The following is an 18,003-nucleotide window of genomic DNA, read 5'->3' as shown; positions in this document are numbered from 1 at the left end:
AGTCGTGGAGGACAGACTTGGCTCCGTACGTGATGCGCGCCTATCGGGAAAGATGCTAGGCGTGCGGTGAGTACGTTTCCAGGAGCTCGAACTTTCATGTACTCAAAAACGTACTCATTCGACGTCTGTTTATCGTGGGACGCGAGCATCTTTTAGGCGACCCAAAAACAAAAAGCCCGCGAAAGCGGGCTTTTCATTAGCATCAGATCCGGCAAAATGATCTGGACCTATTTTTCTGGTGCCTAGGAGAGGACTCGCATCTGCATTCTAGTGGATTGATTTTTAATAACATTTTCCTTGGATGCTCATCGTCATGTACTCGTCGATGTACTCATTTGCGGCTGGCTCGAAAACGTGTCATTTTTTGCGTACACGTAGCGCTGGGTCGACGCTACAGTGATGGTCGTTTTCAGGCTACGCTTCGTCAGCGCCCGAACGTAACGTTGTAGATTGGGTCTGTTCAGATCAGGCTGCCGTTCATAAATGATGAACAATAAAAATATTGAACAGCGGGGGTTTGTTGTTCATAATGTCTGCCTGTTCACGTTTTTTGAACAAGCGGAATCTATGAACGACGACGATCCGTATGACCTTCCGAACTTTGATCGCCCGACGGAAGCGTTGCTCAGCCAACTCATTAGCGCCGCAACCCGGAAGGGACGCGTTCCGCTGAACGTTATCGACTTTCGTCTGGCTGGGCGAAGCGATGGTCTGACCGAGGAAGGGAAGCTGACGCTCGATGTGAACGGCGCGGTCCAGCAATACACACTCGCAGCCCGAGGCCGGATAAGAGCGCGGGCGGAACTGGGAACCCTCGTGGCGAAGAACCGCGCTGCGGATTTTCCGGTCCTGCTGGCCACTGCCTATCTGACACCTGCGTTAGCAGACGAGTGTGTCGAGCACGACCTGCAGTTCATCGACCTGGCCGGCAATCTGTACGTGCATGCGCCTGGCCAGTACATGCTTGTAACAGGCAGGCCGGCGAATCCCGAGATCAGGCGTCTGGCATCGAGATCGGGGAAGCCCGCCAGCTCCGCGAGCGCCTCTGCGCTCAGAATGACTTTTGTGCTGTTATCTGCTCCAGCGTTGCTTAACTGTCCATACCGGGAAATTGCAGCCGCAGCGGGTGTGGCGCTTGGCACGGTCGGCAGCGTGCTGGACGACCTGCGTGAGCGCGGCTTGCTGGCGGGCACGAACGACCGGCGATTGCTCGATCCGGCAGCGTTCAGGGAAGAGTGGGCGATCAACTATCCGCTTCGCCTCCTGCCGAAGCTCAACGTGCAACGGTTCGCAGTGAGCGATCCATCGTGGTGGCAGCATGCCGAGCTTCCCGCCGGGCAGGCGTGGTGGGGCGGGGAGGTTGCCGCTGCAAAACTGACCGGACAGCTTCGGCCGGCCGCGCAAACGCTCTATGTCGAACCCTCGGCAAGACCGGCTGTGACGATGGCGCTGGTGAAGCGTCATCGCTTGCGTGCCGATCCCGCCGGCACGCTGGAAATCATCGATGCCTTCTGGCATCTCGACGAGGCACGGGCGGGAAAAACGACGGCGCCACCGTTGCTCGTGTACGCGGATTTGCAGCGCACGAGGGAGCCCCGCAATGCGGAGGCTGCGGTGTTGATTCGCAACCAGATGGAGCAGGCGGATGACCCGAGTCCATCTTAAGACGCCGCTGCCGGAAGAAAAGCAGGTTCTGCTGACGGTCATGGATCGCGTGGCCCGGATGACGAACCTGCGGTACTTCGTTGTCGGTGCGACGGCACGCGACATCCTGATGTATCACCTGCACGGATTCCCGCTCAACCGCGCCAGTCCCGACATCGATTTCGCGATGGCCATCGAGAGTTGGACAGTGTTTGAGGCGCTCAGAACGGCGCTGCTTCAGCAGTCGGGCTTCCGGCCGGACGCGAAAATCCTGCATCGGCTTCACTATTCACCAGCCGTTGGAGAGGGCTTTCCGGTCGATCTGGTCCCGTTCGGCGGCATCGAGATTTCTCCCGCGCAAGTGGCGTGGCCTCCGGACATGGCAATCGTGATGAACGTAGCGGGCTACGCCGAAGCACTGGATAGTGCGGTGACCGTGTGCATCGCCGATCAATGCGAGATTCCCGTTGCATCGATCCCGGGTCTCGTGATGACGAAATTGATCGCGTGGCTGGACCGTGGGCAGTCCAATCCGAAAGACGCGGTGGACTTCCGGTATCTGCTGGAAAATTATGCTGCCGCGGGCAATGCCGACCGGCTGTATGGAGAAGAGTTGCCCTTGCTGGCTGCATGTGATTATGCGTTCGAGCGCGCCGGCCCGAGATTGCTGGGCCTGGATATAGCGTCTATCGCTGCCGCGCAAAGCAGGCAGCAGATCGTCGGCATTCTGGCGGATCCCGAACTGCATGATCGGCTGGTGACCCACATGCTGCGAGGCAAGTCTCACTACGGCGACGCGGTAGGGGAGATTGAAAACCTGCTTGCTGAATTCAGGATCGGGCTGATGGATTGGCCCCGGCCGTGATGTCCTGACTGTGCCCGAGGGAGAGCCGTTGCATCGGGGTAGAGGATTTTCCTCGGTCTTGGGCAACTGGCGTTAGCAACGATCCTGAACGATCTCTCAAAGAAAGGAGATGCAATTCGACCGGAAATGAATCGTGGGAGTCGCGTTGCCACTCTCGGCGAGCTCGCGCTGATCCCGGCACTGTGTCCTTGGAAAAGACTTGCCCTCCCAAAGGCGACGTTCGAGTGTTACTTCGGTACGGCAGTTGCTCGGCCTTACCGGCCGCTCAGCGAAATGCGAAGATCACAAGCGGGTCGGCACAATTTGTGGTCAGGCATGCAGTGACGCGGCAATACGCACCTTGACAGAGGCTACGCAATCCAATGCCGTAGCCAGCACGGGATTCGGCAAGCCGTCGCCATAGTAGAGTCGCACCGTTTCAAGAAAGTGCCCGCCTTCGATCGGGAGAATAGCGAGCGTGCCGCGCCGTGCCACGGTCAATGGCATCAACGCGAGAAAGGGATAAAGGCCGAGCATCGTTTCGTTCGCCTGGATCGAAACCGACTGCACGCAGCCCGCCGGCAACTCCAAGCCGCCGCGCTGCAGCCAACGCTCGAGTGCAACGAATGTGGGCGCCTCACGCGGCGGCAGAATCCACGGCAAGCCAGCAAGGTCCGCGCGTTTGACGGTACGCCGCGCCGCGAGTGGATGGTCGCGTCCGCACACGATCACGATAGGGTCGTCCAGCAACGCGCGCGACGCCAGCGCACCCACGCCGTCCTGCGGTTCGGTGCGACTCAGCGCGATATCGAGGCTGCCCGAAGCGAGCATCAGGAAAAGTCGGTCGCTCGTCGCTTCGAAAAACGACACGTTGACGTGCGGCGCGCGCTTTTTAAGTTCCAGCACGAGTTCGGGAGCAAACACCGGCAACACGGTCGGCACCGCTCCGACTGCGATGCGCCCGGAGAGTCCACTAGTAAGCGCATCGACTTCGTAGCGCGCCCGTTCGATCTGATGAAACACCTCGCGCGCATGCCGCAGCAGCACCTCGCCCACGGCCGTAAACCGCAAACGGTTGCCCACGCGCTCGAGTACTGGCGTGCCGAGCCCCTCTTCCAAGTCGGCGAGCTGCTTCGACACGGCGGGCTGCGTGAGATTCAGGCGCTCGGCTACGAGGCGGATCTGCCCGACGCTGTCGAACAGCGTGAGCAGGCGCAAATGCCTGAGCTTCAGTCCAGCCTCGAAGAATCGCTCGATCGGGTCCATGCTCGGCTGCGTTGGTCTGCTACGAATAAAAAAAAGTTATTCGCATTTGAAAAATGGTCACTTGCCTCTCATGTGCGAGCGTACCACCATTGAGGGCAGGAGACACGGCCGCGCCCTTTGCCAGACGGCCCGACAATTCGATCATGCGACCCACGAACGTCCTTTTCATCCTCTCGGACGAGCATCAGCACGGCCTCATGGGCTGCGCTGGCCATCCGTTCATCCGCACGCCCAATCTCGACGCGCTCGCCGCGCGCGGCACGCGCTTTTCGAACGCCTATACGCCTTCGCCGATCTGCGTACCCGCACGCGCGAGTCTCGCGACGGGGCGCCATGTGCACCACATTCGCTGCTGGGACAACGCCCTCGCCTATGACGGCGTGCCGCGCGGCTGGGCGCATCACCTCGCCGATCACGACGTGCTCTGCGAGTCGGTCGGCAAGCTCCACTACCGCTCGGACGATGCGCCCGTGGGCTTTCACCAGCAGCATCACGCGGTGCACATCCTCGACGGCATCGGCCAGGTCTGGGGCTCGGTGCGCGAGCCGCTACCCGAAACGATGGGACGCTCGCCGCTTTACGACAAGATCGGCGCGGGCACGTCGAGCTACAACCGCTTCGACATGCGCGTGGCCGACACGGCGGTGACGTGGCTCGGCGAACACGCGCTCGACGAACGCCCGTGGGTGCTTTACGTGGGCCTCGTCGCGCCGCATTTCCCGCTCGTCGTGCCACAGGAATGGCTCGATCTGTATCCGCCCGAATCGCTCGATCTGCCGCTGCTGCATCCGTCCACGGGTTACGTGCGGCATCCATGGGTTGAGCGCCAGGCGCGCCATATGGACCACGATTCGGCCATCGGCACCGAGGAGCGGCGGCGTCTCGCGGTGGCCTGCTATCTCGCCCTCGTTTCGTTCATGGATGCGCAAGCCGGCAAGGTGCTCGACGCGCTACGCGCGAACGGCCTCGAAGACACGACCACCGTGATCTACAGCAGCGACCACGGCGACAATCTCGGCAAACGCGGCATGTGGAACAAGTGCCTGATGTACCGCGAATCGACGGGCGTGCCGATGATCCTCGCCGGCCCCGGCATTCCGGAGGGCACAGTCAACGAAACACCAGTGTCGCTCGTCGATATCCAGAACACGCTGCTCGATCTGACCGGCTGCCCCGAAATGCCGATGACGGGTCCGGGCACGTCGCTCGCGCAACTGGCGAACGCACCCGCGCAGCGTGAGCGGCTCGCGTTCAGCGAGTATCACGCCGTGGGCTCGGAAGCGGCGGCCTACATGCTCGCTGACGCGCGCTACAAGTATCACTATTACGTTGGCCTGCGCCCCGAGTTGTTCGATCTCAAACGAGACCCCGAAGAGCTGAACGATGTGGCCGCCGATCCCGCCTACGCGCACGTGCGCGAGCGTTTCGAAGCGCAGTTGCGCGCGCGGCTCGATCCAGAAGCCGTCGATGCCGCCGCCAAAGCCGATCAGGCGCGGCTGATCGAATCCTTCGGCGGACGCGAGGCCGCGCTCAGGACTGGTACGCCCGCCGCGACACCGGTACCGCCGGCGTAGCGCGCCACCGCGCAAGTAGCGACAAGAAAACACGACAAAGACAGACTGGAGACGACGATGCCATCAGCCCGACTCGCCGCGGCCGCCGCGCCTGCCGGCCTCAAGCGCAAGTGGAAGACGGTGATACTCGCGAGCCTCGGCGGCTCGCTCGAAATCTACGACTTCATCATCTACGGCGTGTTTGCGCGCGAGATCGCAAGGCAGTTCTTCCCCGCTGCCGACCCGATCGCCTCGCTCATCAGTACCTTCAGCGTGTTCGCGATCGGCTATGTCTCGCGGCCGCTCGGCGGCATCGTGTTGTCGAGCCTCGGCGACCGCTTCGGCCGGCGCGCGATCTTTCTCGTTTCCGTGCTCGCGATGTCGGCCTCCACGATCGGCATCGGCCTCATTCCCGGCTACGCGAGCATCGGCGTATTCGCGCCCGTGCTGCTCGTGTTGCTACGTCTCGCGCAAGGCTTCTTTCTCGCGGGCGAATTGCCCTGCTCGATCACGTATGTCGTCGAGGAGATGCCGCAGCGCGCGAGCCTGGTCGGCGGCCTCGTCGTGTTCTGCCTCAATTCAGGTGTCCTAACGGCCACACTGATGAGCCTCGTGCTGCACGCGACGCTCGACGCGGCCGATGTCATCGCGTACGGCTGGCGCGTTGCGTTCATTTTCGGCGGACTGATCGGGCTGCTCTCGTACTGGCTGCGCACGTCGCTCGAGGAATCGGCGGAATTCCAGCGGCTGCGCAGTCACAAGGCGAAGCGCCCGTTCCGCACGGTGCTCGGCACGTTTGCGTGGCAGGCTGCGGCGGGCGTGGGCGTGGCGAGCATCGTCAACGCGGCGAACAGCCTGCTCTTCGTCGTGTTGCCGTCGTATCTCACTACCGTGCTGCACTATTCGCCGACTATCGCGAGCGCGGCGCAAAACGTCGGCATCGCGACGATGTCGGCGTCGCTGCTCGCCTGCGCCTGGCTTGGCGACCGCATCCCTCCACGTATCGTGCATCGCACGGGCGCGCTCATCATGCTTGCGGGCAGCTATCCGTTCTACCGGCTCGTGGCCGCGCATAGCATCGATCCGTTCACCACGTTCGCCGTGATCGGGTTCGTCGGCGGCTTCGTCAACGGCACCTATGCGTTCCTGCTCGCCGACCTCTTTCCGACCCACGTACGCTTCTCAGGCATCGCGCTATCGCTCAATCTTGCGACCGTGCTGTTCACGGGCATCACGCCGCTCGTCGTGACTGACCTGCTGCATCGCGTCGGACCTGTCGCGCCCGGCCTCTACATGACGGCGATCGCGTGCATCGGGCTCGTTGCCGGGCTCGCGCTCAAGCGGCTCGGCGGCAAGGTCGAGCGCATGCATCGCGCAGACTGAACGACACGCCCGCATCCATCGATTTCAGGCAACGACACCCATGCAAGCCTCGCCTCCGATGTCTCTTCCCGACGCACTCGCGAATGCGCTTGGCGTCGACCGCTTGAGCACCGATCCGACGGTCGCCGACGCCCACGCCGCCGACTGGAGCTACGCGCCACGCTGCGCGCCGCCGCTCGTGATCCAGCCGCGCACGCCCGAGGAGGTCGCGCGCGCGCTCGCCGTGCTCTCGGAGTATCGACAGCCCGTAGTCGTGCAAGGCGGCTTGACCGGCCTCGCTGGCGCGGCCACGCCGCAGACGGGCGAAGTGGCGCTTTCCCTTGAGCGCCTGAATGCGATCGAGGCGTTCGATACGATCGGCGGCACCGTGACCGTCCAGGCCGGCGTCCTTCTCGAGCAGTTGCAAACGCACGTCGAAGCCGAAGGCTGGTTCTTCCCGCTCGATCTGGGCGCGCGCGGCTCGTGCCAGTTGGGCGGCAACGCGGCAACGAACGCGGGCGGCAATCGAGTCGTGCGCTTCGGCACCATGCGCGAACGCGTTCTCGGTCTCGAAGCCGTGCTGCCCGACGGCACCGTGCTGCCGATGCTCAATCGCGTGACGAAAAACACCACGGGCATCGATCTCAAGCAGTTGTTCATCGGTTCGGAAGGTTTGCTCGGTATCATCACGCGCCTCGTGCTCAAGCTCGAACCGAAGCCCGCCGCCGCGCAAACTGCGCTGTGCGCGCTCCGATCGTTTGATGCAGCAGCGCGGCTGCTCAAGACCTTGCGCATGCGCTTGCCGGGCCTTTCGTCGTTCGAGCTCATGTGGGACGATTTCATGCTCGCGGCCTGCGACGTGGCGAGGCTCAAGCCCGCGTTTTCGACGCGTTACCCGGTCTACGCGCTTGTCGAAACATTGGGCGAAGCCAGCGACGACGCACAGCGCGCGCTCGAAGCCGCACTCGGCGACGCGCTAGAAGCCGGCACGATCGACGATGTGATCGTCGCTCAGTCGCTGGAGCAGTCGAAGCAGTTGTGGGCCGCGCGCGAGTCGGTGGGAGAGTTGCTGAGTGCGACGCGACCGCACGCCGCCTTCGACGTGGGCGTGCCGATGGAGCAGATGGAACGTTGCGTCGAGACGCTGCGCGCACGACTCGAAGAACAATTCGCAGCGCAGAGGCATCTGTTCTTCGGCCATCTCGGTGACGGCAATCTGCACTTGCTAAGCGGCCCGTATGCCGACGAAGCCACGCTGCTCTACGTCGAGGCGCTCGTCTACGAGACAGTGAGCGAAGCGGGCGGCTGCATTTCGGCGGAGCACGGTATTGGCGTGATCAAGCGTTCATTTCTCGGGCTCGCTCGCTCGGATGCAGAACTCGATCTGATGCGCAAACTCAAGGCTGCAATCGACCCCACGAACATGCTCAACGGTGGCCGGGTGATCCCGTGAGCAACGAGGCAGTTTCAGGTTTTGCGCCCACTTCACAACTCAATGGAAGCTTGAGCCCAAAGGGACGCAGAATCGAGTTCTAATTTCGGGTAAGGGAGCGCGTCCCGAGAGGCGCTCCCTTACCCGCTACGCATCTCAAGTGAGTCATTCATGGGTTAGAAACGCTGGCGGCGGAAGTGGGTCGAGGCCGTGTCAAAACGCGTGGCTGCGAACGGCTCCCGGAAAAGCGGCCTTCGAGAACGCTCTATACCGGCTTCTGAACACCCGAGGAGGGGTAAAGTCACCCCCGAAAACACTCATGTCTTGGGTTTTGACACGGCCTCGGTCGGTTTATTTCGGCAAGCCGCCGCTCGAGCGCCGGTGAATATGAGTGGCGGCGCAGGCCTTTTCTTAATTCGTAGCTCCCATCTGGTGATGCGCATCACGAGCCGGTGCGCCGATCGGCTTCCAGGTCTTCAGCAGAAGATTTTCCCCCATGTTTCGATAACCAACGGTTATCGAAAGATCCATTTTCTGCATTGCCAACCTGTTTATGGCTGGAAATACTCCCCTGACCATTCGGCAATCACAGGTACGTTGTCCGCTGGCGCATCGGGTTGCGGGAGCCGCTGCCTGCCGGTTACGAACCGACACTGGGGAAATTGATGAGATTCAGATTCAATACATCGAAGCGAGCCGTGGTCGCCGCACAGCTGGCCGCTTCCGTGCTGCTGGTGATCGTCGCTGGTCAGGCGCACGCGCAAGCCGCACAGCTCGCGCCGGTCAAGCTGACCTACCAGCCGCACATGCTGCAGACCTTTCTGACCGAAGTCGCGCTCGATCAGCACTTTTTCGAAAAAGCGGGTATCAAGCCGGAGCCGGTAGTCGTGTCCAATGCGTCGGCTGCCGTGACGGCGCTCGCTTCCGGCAGCGTCGACATCGCGACCAACTCGCCCGATCCTTTTCTGGCACTGGCAGACAAGGGCCAACCGCTGCGGCTGATCGCCGGGCAGGCCAAACAGCTCGGCGTCCTGATGTTCGCCAAGGGCATGCCGTCCGGCGCGTCCTACGTGGATGCAGTCAAAGCGATGAAGGGCAAGAAAGTGGGCGTCCCTTCGTTGCGCTCAGGCAGTGAATATATCGTCGACTTCACGCTCGCGTCGGTCGGCATGGAGCCGTCCGACGTGACCTTCGTCCCGACCACCGATGGCGCAGCGGCCCTGTCGAACGGTCTGGTCGACGTGGCGGTGCTGGCCGGCGCTCAGGTGGATATGGCGGCGGACTTGGGCGCGCACGTCGGCGTGGATTTCCGCTCGGCGCAAGCATGTCCCGGCCTGAAAGAGAAGATTTGCGACATCGCGCACATCGGCATGTGGTCCACTGCCGACTGGGTCGCTAAGCATCCCAAACAGATTCAGGGTGTGCGCAAGGCGATGGCGATGGCCGATGCCTATGTGCATGATCCCCGCAATGCGGCCGCCGTCGAGAAGTTGCTGCTGGCTCACGTACCGCAGATCAAGTCGCCGAAACTGCGTCAGGATTACGTGAAAAATGCCATACAGGTCACCACTTCGTTGTATCCGAAGGAAGACCTGCAGCGCTGGCTCTCGATCGATCGTAACGGCGGCATCGTCAAGTCGGACCTGAAGATCGACGACGTCTATGCGGCTGGTACGCAGCAGACTCAGGCCGAAACCGAGGCTCTCCTCAAATGAACGCGACCGAACTTTCCGTATCCCGTGGAACCGCGCCGGACAGCGGCGAGTCGATGATCCTCGCGCAAGGTGTGCGGCTTAGCGTGCCCGGTGCCCCCGACATTCTCGCGGGTATCGATCTGAGCGTTGAAGAGGGCGAGTTCATCGCCATCGTCGGTCCGAGCGGCTGCGGAAAGACCACGTTTCTGAACATGATCGCCGGCCTGGCGACCTTTACGTCCGGACACCTGACGATCGCGGGCGGCGCTCCGAAGGCAGGGCGGCGAGACACCGCTTACGGTCTCGCGCGCGATGCGCTGCTGCCCTGGCGCACGGCGCAACAGAACGTGGAACTGGCGCTACAGGTACGCCATGTCGCGCCCGAGGAAATGCATCGCCGCGCCGCCGAGATGCTCGAACGCGTCGGTCTCGCCGATGCCGCTCAACGATTTCCCGCGCAACTCTCGCACGGCATGCGGCAGCGCGTGGCGCTCGCCCGCACGCTCGTGACGGAGCCGCGTTTGCTGTTGCTCGACGAACCGTTCGCCGCGCTCGATGCGCAAACGCGCATCCGCATGCAGGAGCATCTGAAGTTGCTGCTCATGCGCTATTCGGGCACCACCGTGATGGTGACGCACGACATCGGCGAGGCCATTGCGTTAGCGGACCGCATCGTCGTGTTCGGTAACCGGCCGGCAGCGGTGCGCGTTATTCACGAAGTGAGGCTCGGCAGCCGGGACCGCAAGGTCAGCGAAGTGCGAGCGGACCCGGCATTCGGCAAACTGTTCGAGCGCCTGTGGGAAGAAATCGAAGGACACGCATCATGACGACGAAAACTTCAACGATGAGCCTGAAACTCGACAAGCCCGCCAGAACGGCGGTAGGGTCCCTGGCGGACCAGGGAAAGATGTGGCTCGTGCGGGCGCTTATCCTGATCGTGTTCTGTGCGATCTGGAAAGCAGTTACCTTACTCGGCTGGGTCAAGCCGGTATTCATCGGCACGCCGGAAGGCACGTTGCGTGAATTCGTCCTGCAGTTCAGCGACCCGACGATCATCTACGACGATCTGCGCTATACCGTGATCGAGACGGTCATCGGCTTCGTGATCGCAAGCGTGAGCGGCACGGCCGTCGGGATCCTGCTTTACTGGACGCCCACCACGCGCAAGGCCGTGATGCCGCTCGTCGTCGCGGCCAATAGTCTTCCGCGCGTGGCGCTCGCTCCGCTGTTCGTGCTCTGGTTCGGCCTCGGGATGTCGGGCAAGGTCGCCCTGGTCGTCAGCCTCGTGTTCTTTGTGATGTTGTCGACGACGCTCGCAGGTCTCACCCAGCCCAATCGCGATTTCGACTATCTCTCGCGCACGATCGGCTGTAATCGCCGTCAGCACGTGATGTACTTCGTTTTCCCGGCCGCTGTGCCGACCATTCTTGCGGGAATGGAACTGTCGATCACCTATAGCTTCCTCGGTGCGGTCGCGGGCGAAATCGTCGGTGGCAGCTACGGCGTGGGCGTGCGCCTCACTGCTTTCGCGAACTCGTTCGAGATCAACAAGTTCATGGCGCTGCTGGTACTACTCGTGATTGTTTCGACGGCATCGGTTCAGTTGATGCGGGTATTGACCGCACGATTTACGCGCTGGCATGCCATTGAAGGCATGGGCGAAGTGTGAGCGTTTCGGCAGTACGCATCGAATGAGCTTTAACGCTGCATATGAATCGAGGCCGCCCTGGCGCGGCCACTTTTCTTCATCTGGATGACAGTTATGGAAACGAAACAGGAATTTGCCTACGCCTCATTCGCCGTGCCTGAGCGCACGGCCAAACCACGCAAACGCGGGCTATCGATGATGATCGACTGGGGCATGGGCGTCGCGCGCCAGCGCGACACGCTCGAAAGCGCTGGCGCCTATATCGACTTCGCTAAAGTGGCGGCCGGCATCTCGCGCTTTCTGCCGAAGGACGTATTGACGCAAAAGCTCGCGACATATCGCGAGTTCGGCGTTTCTACCTCGCCGGGCGGCGCGTTTGCGGAATTGGCGTTTGCGCAGCGCAAATACCCAGAGTTCGTCGATGAAACAGTTGCGATCGGCTATGACAGTATCGAAGTTTCGGACAATCTTCTGCATTTTGAGGCCGACGAAAAGGCCGCCTGCATCGCACGAGCGAAGCAGGCCGGACTGAAAGTGTTTGGTGAAGTAGGGAAGAAAGAAGGCTCGATGAACGACGACGAGATCGTCACCGACGTTCATACGTGTTTGCAGGCGGGTGCGGACTGGGTTTATCTGGAAGCGGTCGAACTCTTCACCGATGGTCAAATTCGTGGCGATTTGATTGCACGTTTGCAAAGCGAGTTTGGAGACGAAAAGCTGATCTACGAATTGCCTGTCGTTATCCTGCACGGCATGACGCGCGACTACAAACACAAGGTCACGACCTGGCTGGTGAGGACGCTCGGTACCGAAGTCAATCTGGCGAATCTGGAATGGGACGAACTGTATATTGCGGAACTCGTGCGGCGTGGGTTCGCCGGCGATACGTCTCATCCCCAAGGTGCGTATCGACTGGCCGGTATTGAAACCGCGGAATTCTGATATTTAATTTTCGGCTCCATTGATAGAGCCGACCTCTTTAACGCCCCGCTTGCGCAACGCAGCGGGGCGTCTTGCTTTTGTGGGCCGTTTTTTATTGCGGTTGAAGCCATCAAGGCATTGGACTTTCATCTCAATAACGTCTGGTTATTGAGGTAACAGGATCGAGCGTTGTAGCGGCGATATCGGCTGTTAATACTGCCTTCGGCTCGCTGGTCATCGAGATGTTCAGGTTCTTTTCTCTGCACAGTTGAGTACGTTCCTTCATCCCTCACGCACTCTCCTCTTCAAACGGAACAATGAAATGAAAAATAAGCTTCTGATTTCAGTCGCCGCCCTGGCGATCATGGGTACGGCGCATGCGCAAAGCACAGTCACGCTGTATGGACTTGCCGACGCGGGCTTCGTCTTCAATAACAACAGCGGCGGTAGCCAGCTTTATTCGCTCGCGAGCGGCAATCAGCAAGGCAGCCGGTGGGGATTGCGCGGTAGGGAAGATCTCGGTGGCGGACTCAAGACGATCTTCGTGCTCGAAAATGGATTCTCCGTGGTCAATGGGAAACTCGGGCAGGGGAATGACGAATTCGGTCGACAGGCTTATGTTGGTATCGGTTCAGATCGTATTGGAACACTGACGCTCGGTCGTCAGTACGACATGGTGGTCGATTATCTCGGCCGCTTCGAGAGCGGCACGCAATGGGCGACGGGCTATGGCGCTCACCCCGGCGACCTCGACAACCTGGACAACAACAATCGCGTAAACAACGCGTTGAAGTTCCACAGCCAGACCTACGCAGGTTTCTCGGCCGGCGCGCTCTACAGCCTCGGCGGCGTAGCTGGCGATGCGACCCGCAACCAGATCTGGTCGCTGGGCGCGGACTATAACAACGGGCCGTTGAGTCTGGCTGCCGCCTATCTGAACGTTCGTGACCCGAATTACTCGTTCTTCGGCAACAACAGTTCGTCCAGCACCACTGGTTCGAACATGACCAGTCTCGTGTACTCGGGCTATGCGTCGGCAAAGACGCAACAGGTGATCGCAGCGGCTGGCGCGTACGCACTTGGCAGGTCGACCTTTGGCGCAACCTACAGCAACACGCAGTTCAAGAACATCGGGGCGGAGACCGGACTGGCTGCAACCGGACGCGGCGGTTCAGCGAAATTTCACAACGTCGAGGCGAACTACCGCTATCAGGTGACGCCCGCGCTGGTTCTCGGTGTTGCGTGGGACTACACGCACGGCTACGGCGTGAACGACGCAACCTATCAACAGGTAAACCTCGGCGCGGACTACTTCCTGTCCAAGCGAACCGACATCTACCTCGTAGGGCTCTATCAACACGCTTCGGGTACCGATTCGACCGGACATGCAGCGCGCGCGAACCTGAACCAGCTGACTGCGTCGACCACGTCCAATCAAACTGCAGCGATCGCAGGCATTCGCATGAAGTTCTGATACATATGCGCATGAAGCGCTGCTGTCGGGCCAGTCATCGAGGCTGGCCCGACAGAGTCGACCCGCGTTTCGATTCGGCCACCAGTTCCTGGATGAACGTCTCGGTCAACGGCGACAGCGGACCTCTATCGCGCACGAGGCACGAGATCTGTCGCGGCCATCTTGCTCGCGTCGCGGGCAGTACCTTCAGGCCGAGTTGTTCGGCGACCGGCCAATGCTGCGTACTACAGATTCCGATCATATCGGTATTCGCGACCAGATAGAAGACCCCTATCGGTGAGGTATAACTGCTTTGCACCTGGACCGTCGGGCCCTCGAGACGATGCTGCTGAAAATAGCTGTCAATCTGCCGACGCGCGGATACGTTGGGCCCAGGCAAGATCCACGGATAGTGACCAAGGTCTTTCGCGGTGACTTCGTTCTCGAGCAAGGTGAGCGGATGGTCGCTGCGGCAAACGAGCGAAGTTGTTTCGTTAGCCAGGCGTATTGCGCGCAAGCCGTCAGGGACGTTTTCCGGCAATGGCGACACCGCAATGTCGATATCGCCTTCCGGCAGAGCGCGCATCAGCGAGTCAGATAAGTGAACAGTCAGATCGAGGCGGAGCGCCGGACGTTTGCGAAGCAGCGACAGGAATGCGCGATCGACGAGCGGCTCGGTGGCGGGCGTCGCACCCACGCGAACTTTTGCGAGATCGCCCGAATGCAGTTCGGCGATCTTGCTGATGGCGTCCTCGTAGGACGCGCGCAAGGCAACCGCGTGGCGCTGGAATTCAGCGCCATAGCGTGTCAGTTGCATGCCCTTGGGTGAGCGATCGAACAGCATCACGCCGAGTTCGGTTTCGAGCCGGCGCACCGCCTTCGTGAGTGCGGGTTGACTGACGCCGACGTGAGTCGCCGCACGGTGCAGCAGACCTGTTTCGGCGATGGCGAGAAAGTAGTTGAGATCGTCGATATTCATGATAACCATTGGTTATTGCATATGTTCAGATCATACTTGTCTCGACAATTTTCGCTGTCAATACTTGACCCTGACTTCCGCAGTAGTGCGGCACGATCCATCAGAAAAAGTGAGTCCAGACAGCGTCATGAACACCAAACCGAACATTGTTCTCATCGTCGCCGATAACCTTGGCTGGGGCGAGCTAGGCTGCTATGGCGGCGGCAAAATGATGCGTGGAGCAGCCACACCACGAATCGACGCGCTCGCGCAAAGCGGTACGCGCTTGCTCAACTACAACGTCGAAAGCGATTGTGTCCCGACACGCAGTGCTTTGATGACGGGTCGTCATCCGATTCGCACAGGAGCTTTTCAGTCGGTGCCACCGGGACTTCCGCAAGGCTTGCAACGCAAGGAGTGGACGCTCGCGGAAATGGCATCCGACGCGGGCTACGCGACGGCTCATTTCGGTAAATGGCATCTGGGCGACGTCGAGGGACGCTATCCGTCCGATCGAGGTTTCGACGAGTGGTACGGTATACCTCGCACAACGGACGAAACGCAGTTCACGAGTTCGATCGGCTTCGATCCTGAAGTCGCGGATATTCCCTACATCATGGCCGGTAAGAAGGGCGAGCCGTCTGCGAACGTGAAGGTCTACGACCTCGAAACACGGCGGACAATCGACGAAGAACTCGTCGAGCGCGCGAAGGCTTTTATCGAACGCAATGCGCGTACGTCCACGCCGTTCTTTCTTTATCTGCCGCTGGTGCATTTGCATTTTCCGACACTGCCGCATAAGGATTTTGATGGTTCGACGGGTATGGGAGAATTCGCGGATTCGCTCGCCGAAATGGACTTTCGTGTCGGCCAGATCGTCGACCATCTGGATATACTGGGTCTCGCCGACGACACCCTGTTGATCTTCTGTAGCGACAATGGCCCCGAGTTTCGCGCTCCATACCGCGGCACGGCGGGGCCGTGGACGGGCACCTACCATACGGCAATGGAAGGAAGTCTGCGCGTGCCGTTCATCGCACGCTGGCCCGGCAAGATTCCGGTCGACGTCAACAACGACATCGTGCATGTGGTCGATTTGCTGCCGACGCTCGCTGAACTGATTGGCGGCAGCGTGCCGGACGATCGGCCCATCGATGGCGTGAGCCAACTCGACTTTCTGACCGGCAAGAAGTCATCGTCGAACCGCGAAGGCTTTCTTTTCTATATCAAGGATGAATTGCGCGCCGTTAAATGGCGTGACTGGAAATTGCATTTCGTGTGGGAACCTTACGTCAATGCAGGTGCCAATAAGCTCGAATCTCCGTATCTGTTTCATCTCATCCAAGACCCGAAGGAAGAGAGTGACATTCTGGTGCGCAATACATGGGTGCTCGGGCCAATGCTGAAAATGGTCAAGGCCTTCAAGGACAGTGTCAAGGCACACCCGAATACGCCGCCCGGTGCGCCTGATTGAATTGAGATACCGATAGATTGCCTGAGGGTGTGCGACGTTTTGCACGAGGCATGATTTCCAGTGCTGTTTTCAGATCACGTGTGAGCGCTTTGCGCTCACAACCTCTCTCCCTTGTCTCGCTCTCTAATCCCTATGTTTTTCAACATCCCGTCTCATTCCGGTGATCCCATTCTTGGTTTGCTGGAGCAGTTCCGGTCCGATCCGCGTCCGCATAAGGTCAACCTCGGCGTTGGGATGTATTACGACGAAGCAGGCGCCATTCCATTTCTCGCTTCGGTCAAGGAAGCAGAACGCCGTGTTGTCGACGCAGCGACGGCGCGTGTCTATCTGCCGATGGAGGGCGAACGCGCGTTTCTTGAGGTCGTTGCGCCTTTGATCTTCGGCGCGGCACTGACGGACCAATTGCCACTTGCGACGATCCAGACGATTGGAGGCTCGGGTGCGTTGAAGATAGGGGCAGATTTTCTGCACCGGTTCTTCCCGCAGAAGAACGTGTGGGTCCCTTCGCCGACCTGGGACAACCATATCGGCATTTTCGAAGGCGCGGGCTTCATCGTGAAGTCTTATCCTTACTACGATCCGGAAACGCGAAAGTTCGCTGGCGACGCGATGCTGGCCACGCTCGCCGAAGCCTCGCGCGGCGACATCGTTTTACTACACCCCTGTTGCCACAATCCCACCGGTGTCGATCCCACCAAAGAAGAATGGACGTCAATACTGGACGTCCTCGAAGCACACCAGTTGCTGCCATTCTTCGACATGGCGTATCAGGGCTTCGGAGCAGGGCAGGACGAAGACGCTGCACCGATCCGTACATGGGCCGAACGTGGTCGCGATGTACTCGTTAGCCTGTCATTTTCGAAAACCTTTTCGCTGTATGGCGAACGCTGCGGCGCGCTGTGCATCCGTGCCGGCGATGCTGAAAGCGCAGGTAACGTGCTGGCTCAACTCAAGCTCGCGGTTCGGCGGAATTATTCGAGCCCGCCGACGCACGGCATGCGTTTGATTTCGACCATCCTTAACGACGCTGAGCTTCGCGCGCAGTGGCTTGCCGAAGTGGAAGCCATGCGCGTGCGTATCCGTTCGATGCGCAGCGCGCTCGCTGCTCTGCTTAGGAAGTTGCAGCCCGCGCATACGCACGACTATCTCGAACGGCAGACCGGCATGTTTGCATTTACGGGTTTGTCGGTGCATCAGGTGGCCCGTCTCAAGGACGAGCACGCTATTTACGCCGTCGATTCGGGCCGAATCTGCGTGGCCGCGCTGAACGAAGGCAATTTGCCGGTCGTTGCGAAGGCCATCACTGAGGTGCTTCGTAGCACCTGATTTACGGACCCCTTCGGTGTTTTAGACGAGGCGGTCGCAGGCATCATGCACTCCGTGATCGGAGACATCACCTTGAGCACCCGTCCTGACAGGGGAAATCTCCTTTTAATGAGTTCGGGTCATTTGTCCGCGTTCCTCGAGCGGCAGCAGTTGGGCGAGAGTCTCTTTGCTTATGGGCCTATGGTCTTTCGCAAAGAACTGGCGTCATTGCACGACGAAGCGCAAGGGCCAACCTGTAATATACCCGCCGACCTTGATCGGAAGATCAAGGGTGGTCGAAGGCTCTGGTTGCAACGAGTTAAGGACACGCATTGGCGAGATCGCCAGGCCGGCGCAGCAGCTCGTCAGCGATCGCTCGCGAAGGATGGCGTGTGGGGCCACGCGATATAGTCGTGGAGGACAGACTTGGCTCCGTACGTGATGCGCGC

Annotated in this window: 14 protein-coding genes; 12 read left to right on the top strand and 2 right to left on the bottom strand. The window is 60.3% G+C overall.

Features of this window, described 5'->3' with window-relative positions:
* Window positions 1-483: 483 nt before the first annotated feature.
* A complete protein-coding gene (locus CIC12_RS20815) occupies window positions 484-1,665 on the top strand; it encodes a type IV toxin-antitoxin system AbiEi family antitoxin (protein WP_238812760.1) in 1,182 nt (393 codons plus the stop codon).
* Window positions 1,646-2,509: a nucleotidyl transferase AbiEii/AbiGii toxin family protein gene (locus CIC12_RS20810; RefSeq protein WP_168666521.1), complete on the top strand. Its 864-nt coding sequence runs from the start codon at window positions 1,646-1,648 to the stop codon at window positions 2,507-2,509. Before CIC12_RS20815 ends, CIC12_RS20810 begins: the two co-directional genes overlap by 20 nt.
* 309 nt (window positions 2,510-2,818) lie before the next feature.
* Here CIC12_RS20810 and CIC12_RS20805 read toward each other — a convergent pair whose 3' ends face one another.
* Window positions 2,819-3,754 carry a LysR family transcriptional regulator gene (locus CIC12_RS20805; RefSeq protein ID WP_168666519.1) on the bottom strand — a complete coding sequence of 312 codons (936 nt, stop codon included), beginning with the start codon at window positions 3,752-3,754 and terminating at the stop codon, window positions 2,819-2,821.
* Window positions 3,755-3,897: 143 nt separating this feature from the next.
* Between CIC12_RS20805 and CIC12_RS20800 the strand changes: the two genes are divergently transcribed.
* The 8 genes from CIC12_RS20800 to CIC12_RS20765 all read left to right on the top strand — a co-directional run bounded on the left by CIC12_RS20800 (window position 3,898) and on the right by CIC12_RS20765 (window position 13,838).
* Window positions 3,898-5,328, top strand: coding sequence for a sulfatase-like hydrolase/transferase (locus CIC12_RS20800; RefSeq protein WP_168666517.1), 1,431 nt, complete (start codon window positions 3,898-3,900; stop codon window positions 5,326-5,328).
* A gap of 57 nt (window positions 5,329-5,385) precedes the next feature.
* A complete protein-coding gene (locus tag CIC12_RS20795) occupies window positions 5,386-6,690 on the top strand; it encodes an MFS transporter (RefSeq protein ID WP_168666514.1) in 1,305 nt (434 codons plus the stop codon).
* Between the two features lie 58 nt (window positions 6,691-6,748).
* Complete coding sequence (locus tag CIC12_RS20790) at window positions 6,749-8,122, top strand: FAD-binding oxidoreductase (RefSeq protein ID WP_238812759.1); 1,374 nt, start codon at window positions 6,749-6,751, stop codon at window positions 8,120-8,122.
* 644 nt (window positions 8,123-8,766) lie between these two features.
* Window positions 8,767-9,816, top strand: a complete 1,050-nt coding sequence (locus tag CIC12_RS20785; RefSeq protein ID WP_168666510.1) for an ABC transporter substrate-binding protein — start codon at window positions 8,767-8,769, stop codon at window positions 9,814-9,816.
* Window positions 9,813-10,622 carry an ABC transporter ATP-binding protein gene (locus CIC12_RS20780; protein ID WP_168666508.1) on the top strand — a complete coding sequence of 270 codons (810 nt, stop codon included), beginning with the start codon at window positions 9,813-9,815 and terminating at the stop codon, window positions 10,620-10,622. The genes CIC12_RS20785 and CIC12_RS20780 overlap by 4 nt, the downstream gene beginning before the upstream one ends.
* The gene (locus CIC12_RS20775; RefSeq protein WP_168666506.1) at window positions 10,619-11,464 is read left to right on the top strand and encodes an ABC transporter permease; all 846 of its coding nucleotides are present in this window, start codon (window positions 10,619-10,621) and stop codon (window positions 11,462-11,464) included. The genes CIC12_RS20780 and CIC12_RS20775 overlap by 4 nt, the downstream gene beginning before the upstream one ends.
* Before the next feature lie 93 nt (window positions 11,465-11,557).
* Complete coding sequence (locus tag CIC12_RS20770; RefSeq protein WP_168666504.1) at window positions 11,558-12,385, top strand: phosphosulfolactate synthase; 828 nt, start codon at window positions 11,558-11,560, stop codon at window positions 12,383-12,385.
* Between the two features lie 301 nt (window positions 12,386-12,686).
* Complete coding sequence (locus CIC12_RS20765; RefSeq protein WP_168666503.1) at window positions 12,687-13,838, top strand: porin; 1,152 nt, start codon at window positions 12,687-12,689, stop codon at window positions 13,836-13,838.
* Window positions 13,839-13,872: 34 nt separating this feature from the next.
* Here the strand turns inward: CIC12_RS20765 and CIC12_RS20760 are convergent, their stop codons facing one another.
* Window positions 13,873-14,796 carry a LysR family transcriptional regulator gene (locus CIC12_RS20760; protein ID WP_168666501.1) on the bottom strand — a complete coding sequence of 308 codons (924 nt, stop codon included), beginning with the start codon at window positions 14,794-14,796 and terminating at the stop codon, window positions 13,873-13,875.
* Window positions 14,797-14,923: 127 nt separating this feature from the next.
* On the opposite strand from CIC12_RS20760, the gene CIC12_RS20755 reads away from it, so the two are divergent.
* Entirely contained in the window at window positions 14,924-16,249 is a 1,326-nt protein-coding gene (locus CIC12_RS20755) for an arylsulfatase (RefSeq protein WP_168666523.1), read from the top strand.
* Between the two features lie 132 nt (window positions 16,250-16,381).
* Window positions 16,382-17,575: an amino acid aminotransferase gene (locus CIC12_RS20750; protein ID WP_168666499.1), complete on the top strand. Its 1,194-nt coding sequence runs from the start codon at window positions 16,382-16,384 to the stop codon at window positions 17,573-17,575.
* Window positions 17,576-18,003 lie beyond the last annotated feature (428 nt).

Origin of the sequence: Paraburkholderia sp. SG-MS1 (assembly GCF_012275575.1) — a bacterium.
Lineage (GTDB): Bacteria > Pseudomonadota > Gammaproteobacteria > Burkholderiales > Burkholderiaceae > Paraburkholderia.
This window is presented reverse-complemented; position numbering and strand designations above follow the sequence as displayed.

Excerpts from the sequence above, each read along its gene's own strand:
- CIC12_RS20815 (WP_238812760.1), top strand. The coding sequence starts at position 484 with ATGATGAACAATAAAAATATTGAACAGCGGGGGTTTGTTGTTCATAAT.
- CIC12_RS20810 (WP_168666521.1), top strand. The coding sequence starts at position 1,646 with ATGACCCGAGTCCATCTTAAGACGCCGCTGCCGGAAGAAAAGCAGGTT.
- CIC12_RS20805 (WP_168666519.1), bottom strand. The coding sequence starts at position 3,754 with ATGGACCCGATCGAGCGATTCTTCGAGGCTGGACTGAAGCTCAGGCAT.
- CIC12_RS20800 (WP_168666517.1), top strand. The coding sequence starts at position 3,898 with ATGCGACCCACGAACGTCCTTTTCATCCTCTCGGACGAGCATCAGCAC.
- CIC12_RS20795 (WP_168666514.1), top strand. The coding sequence starts at position 5,386 with ATGCCATCAGCCCGACTCGCCGCGGCCGCCGCGCCTGCCGGCCTCAAG.
- CIC12_RS20790 (WP_238812759.1), top strand. The coding sequence starts at position 6,749 with ATGTCTCTTCCCGACGCACTCGCGAATGCGCTTGGCGTCGACCGCTTG.
- CIC12_RS20785 (WP_168666510.1), top strand. The coding sequence starts at position 8,767 with ATGAGATTCAGATTCAATACATCGAAGCGAGCCGTGGTCGCCGCACAG.
- CIC12_RS20780 (WP_168666508.1), top strand. The coding sequence starts at position 9,813 with ATGAACGCGACCGAACTTTCCGTATCCCGTGGAACCGCGCCGGACAGC.
- CIC12_RS20775 (WP_168666506.1), top strand. The coding sequence starts at position 10,619 with ATGACGACGAAAACTTCAACGATGAGCCTGAAACTCGACAAGCCCGCC.
- CIC12_RS20770 (WP_168666504.1), top strand. The coding sequence starts at position 11,558 with ATGGAAACGAAACAGGAATTTGCCTACGCCTCATTCGCCGTGCCTGAG.
- CIC12_RS20765 (WP_168666503.1), top strand. The coding sequence starts at position 12,687 with ATGAAAAATAAGCTTCTGATTTCAGTCGCCGCCCTGGCGATCATGGGT.
- CIC12_RS20760 (WP_168666501.1), bottom strand. The coding sequence starts at position 14,796 with ATGAATATCGACGATCTCAACTACTTTCTCGCCATCGCCGAAACAGGT.
- CIC12_RS20755 (WP_168666523.1), top strand. The coding sequence starts at position 14,924 with ATGAACACCAAACCGAACATTGTTCTCATCGTCGCCGATAACCTTGGC.
- CIC12_RS20750 (WP_168666499.1), top strand. The coding sequence starts at position 16,382 with ATGTTTTTCAACATCCCGTCTCATTCCGGTGATCCCATTCTTGGTTTG.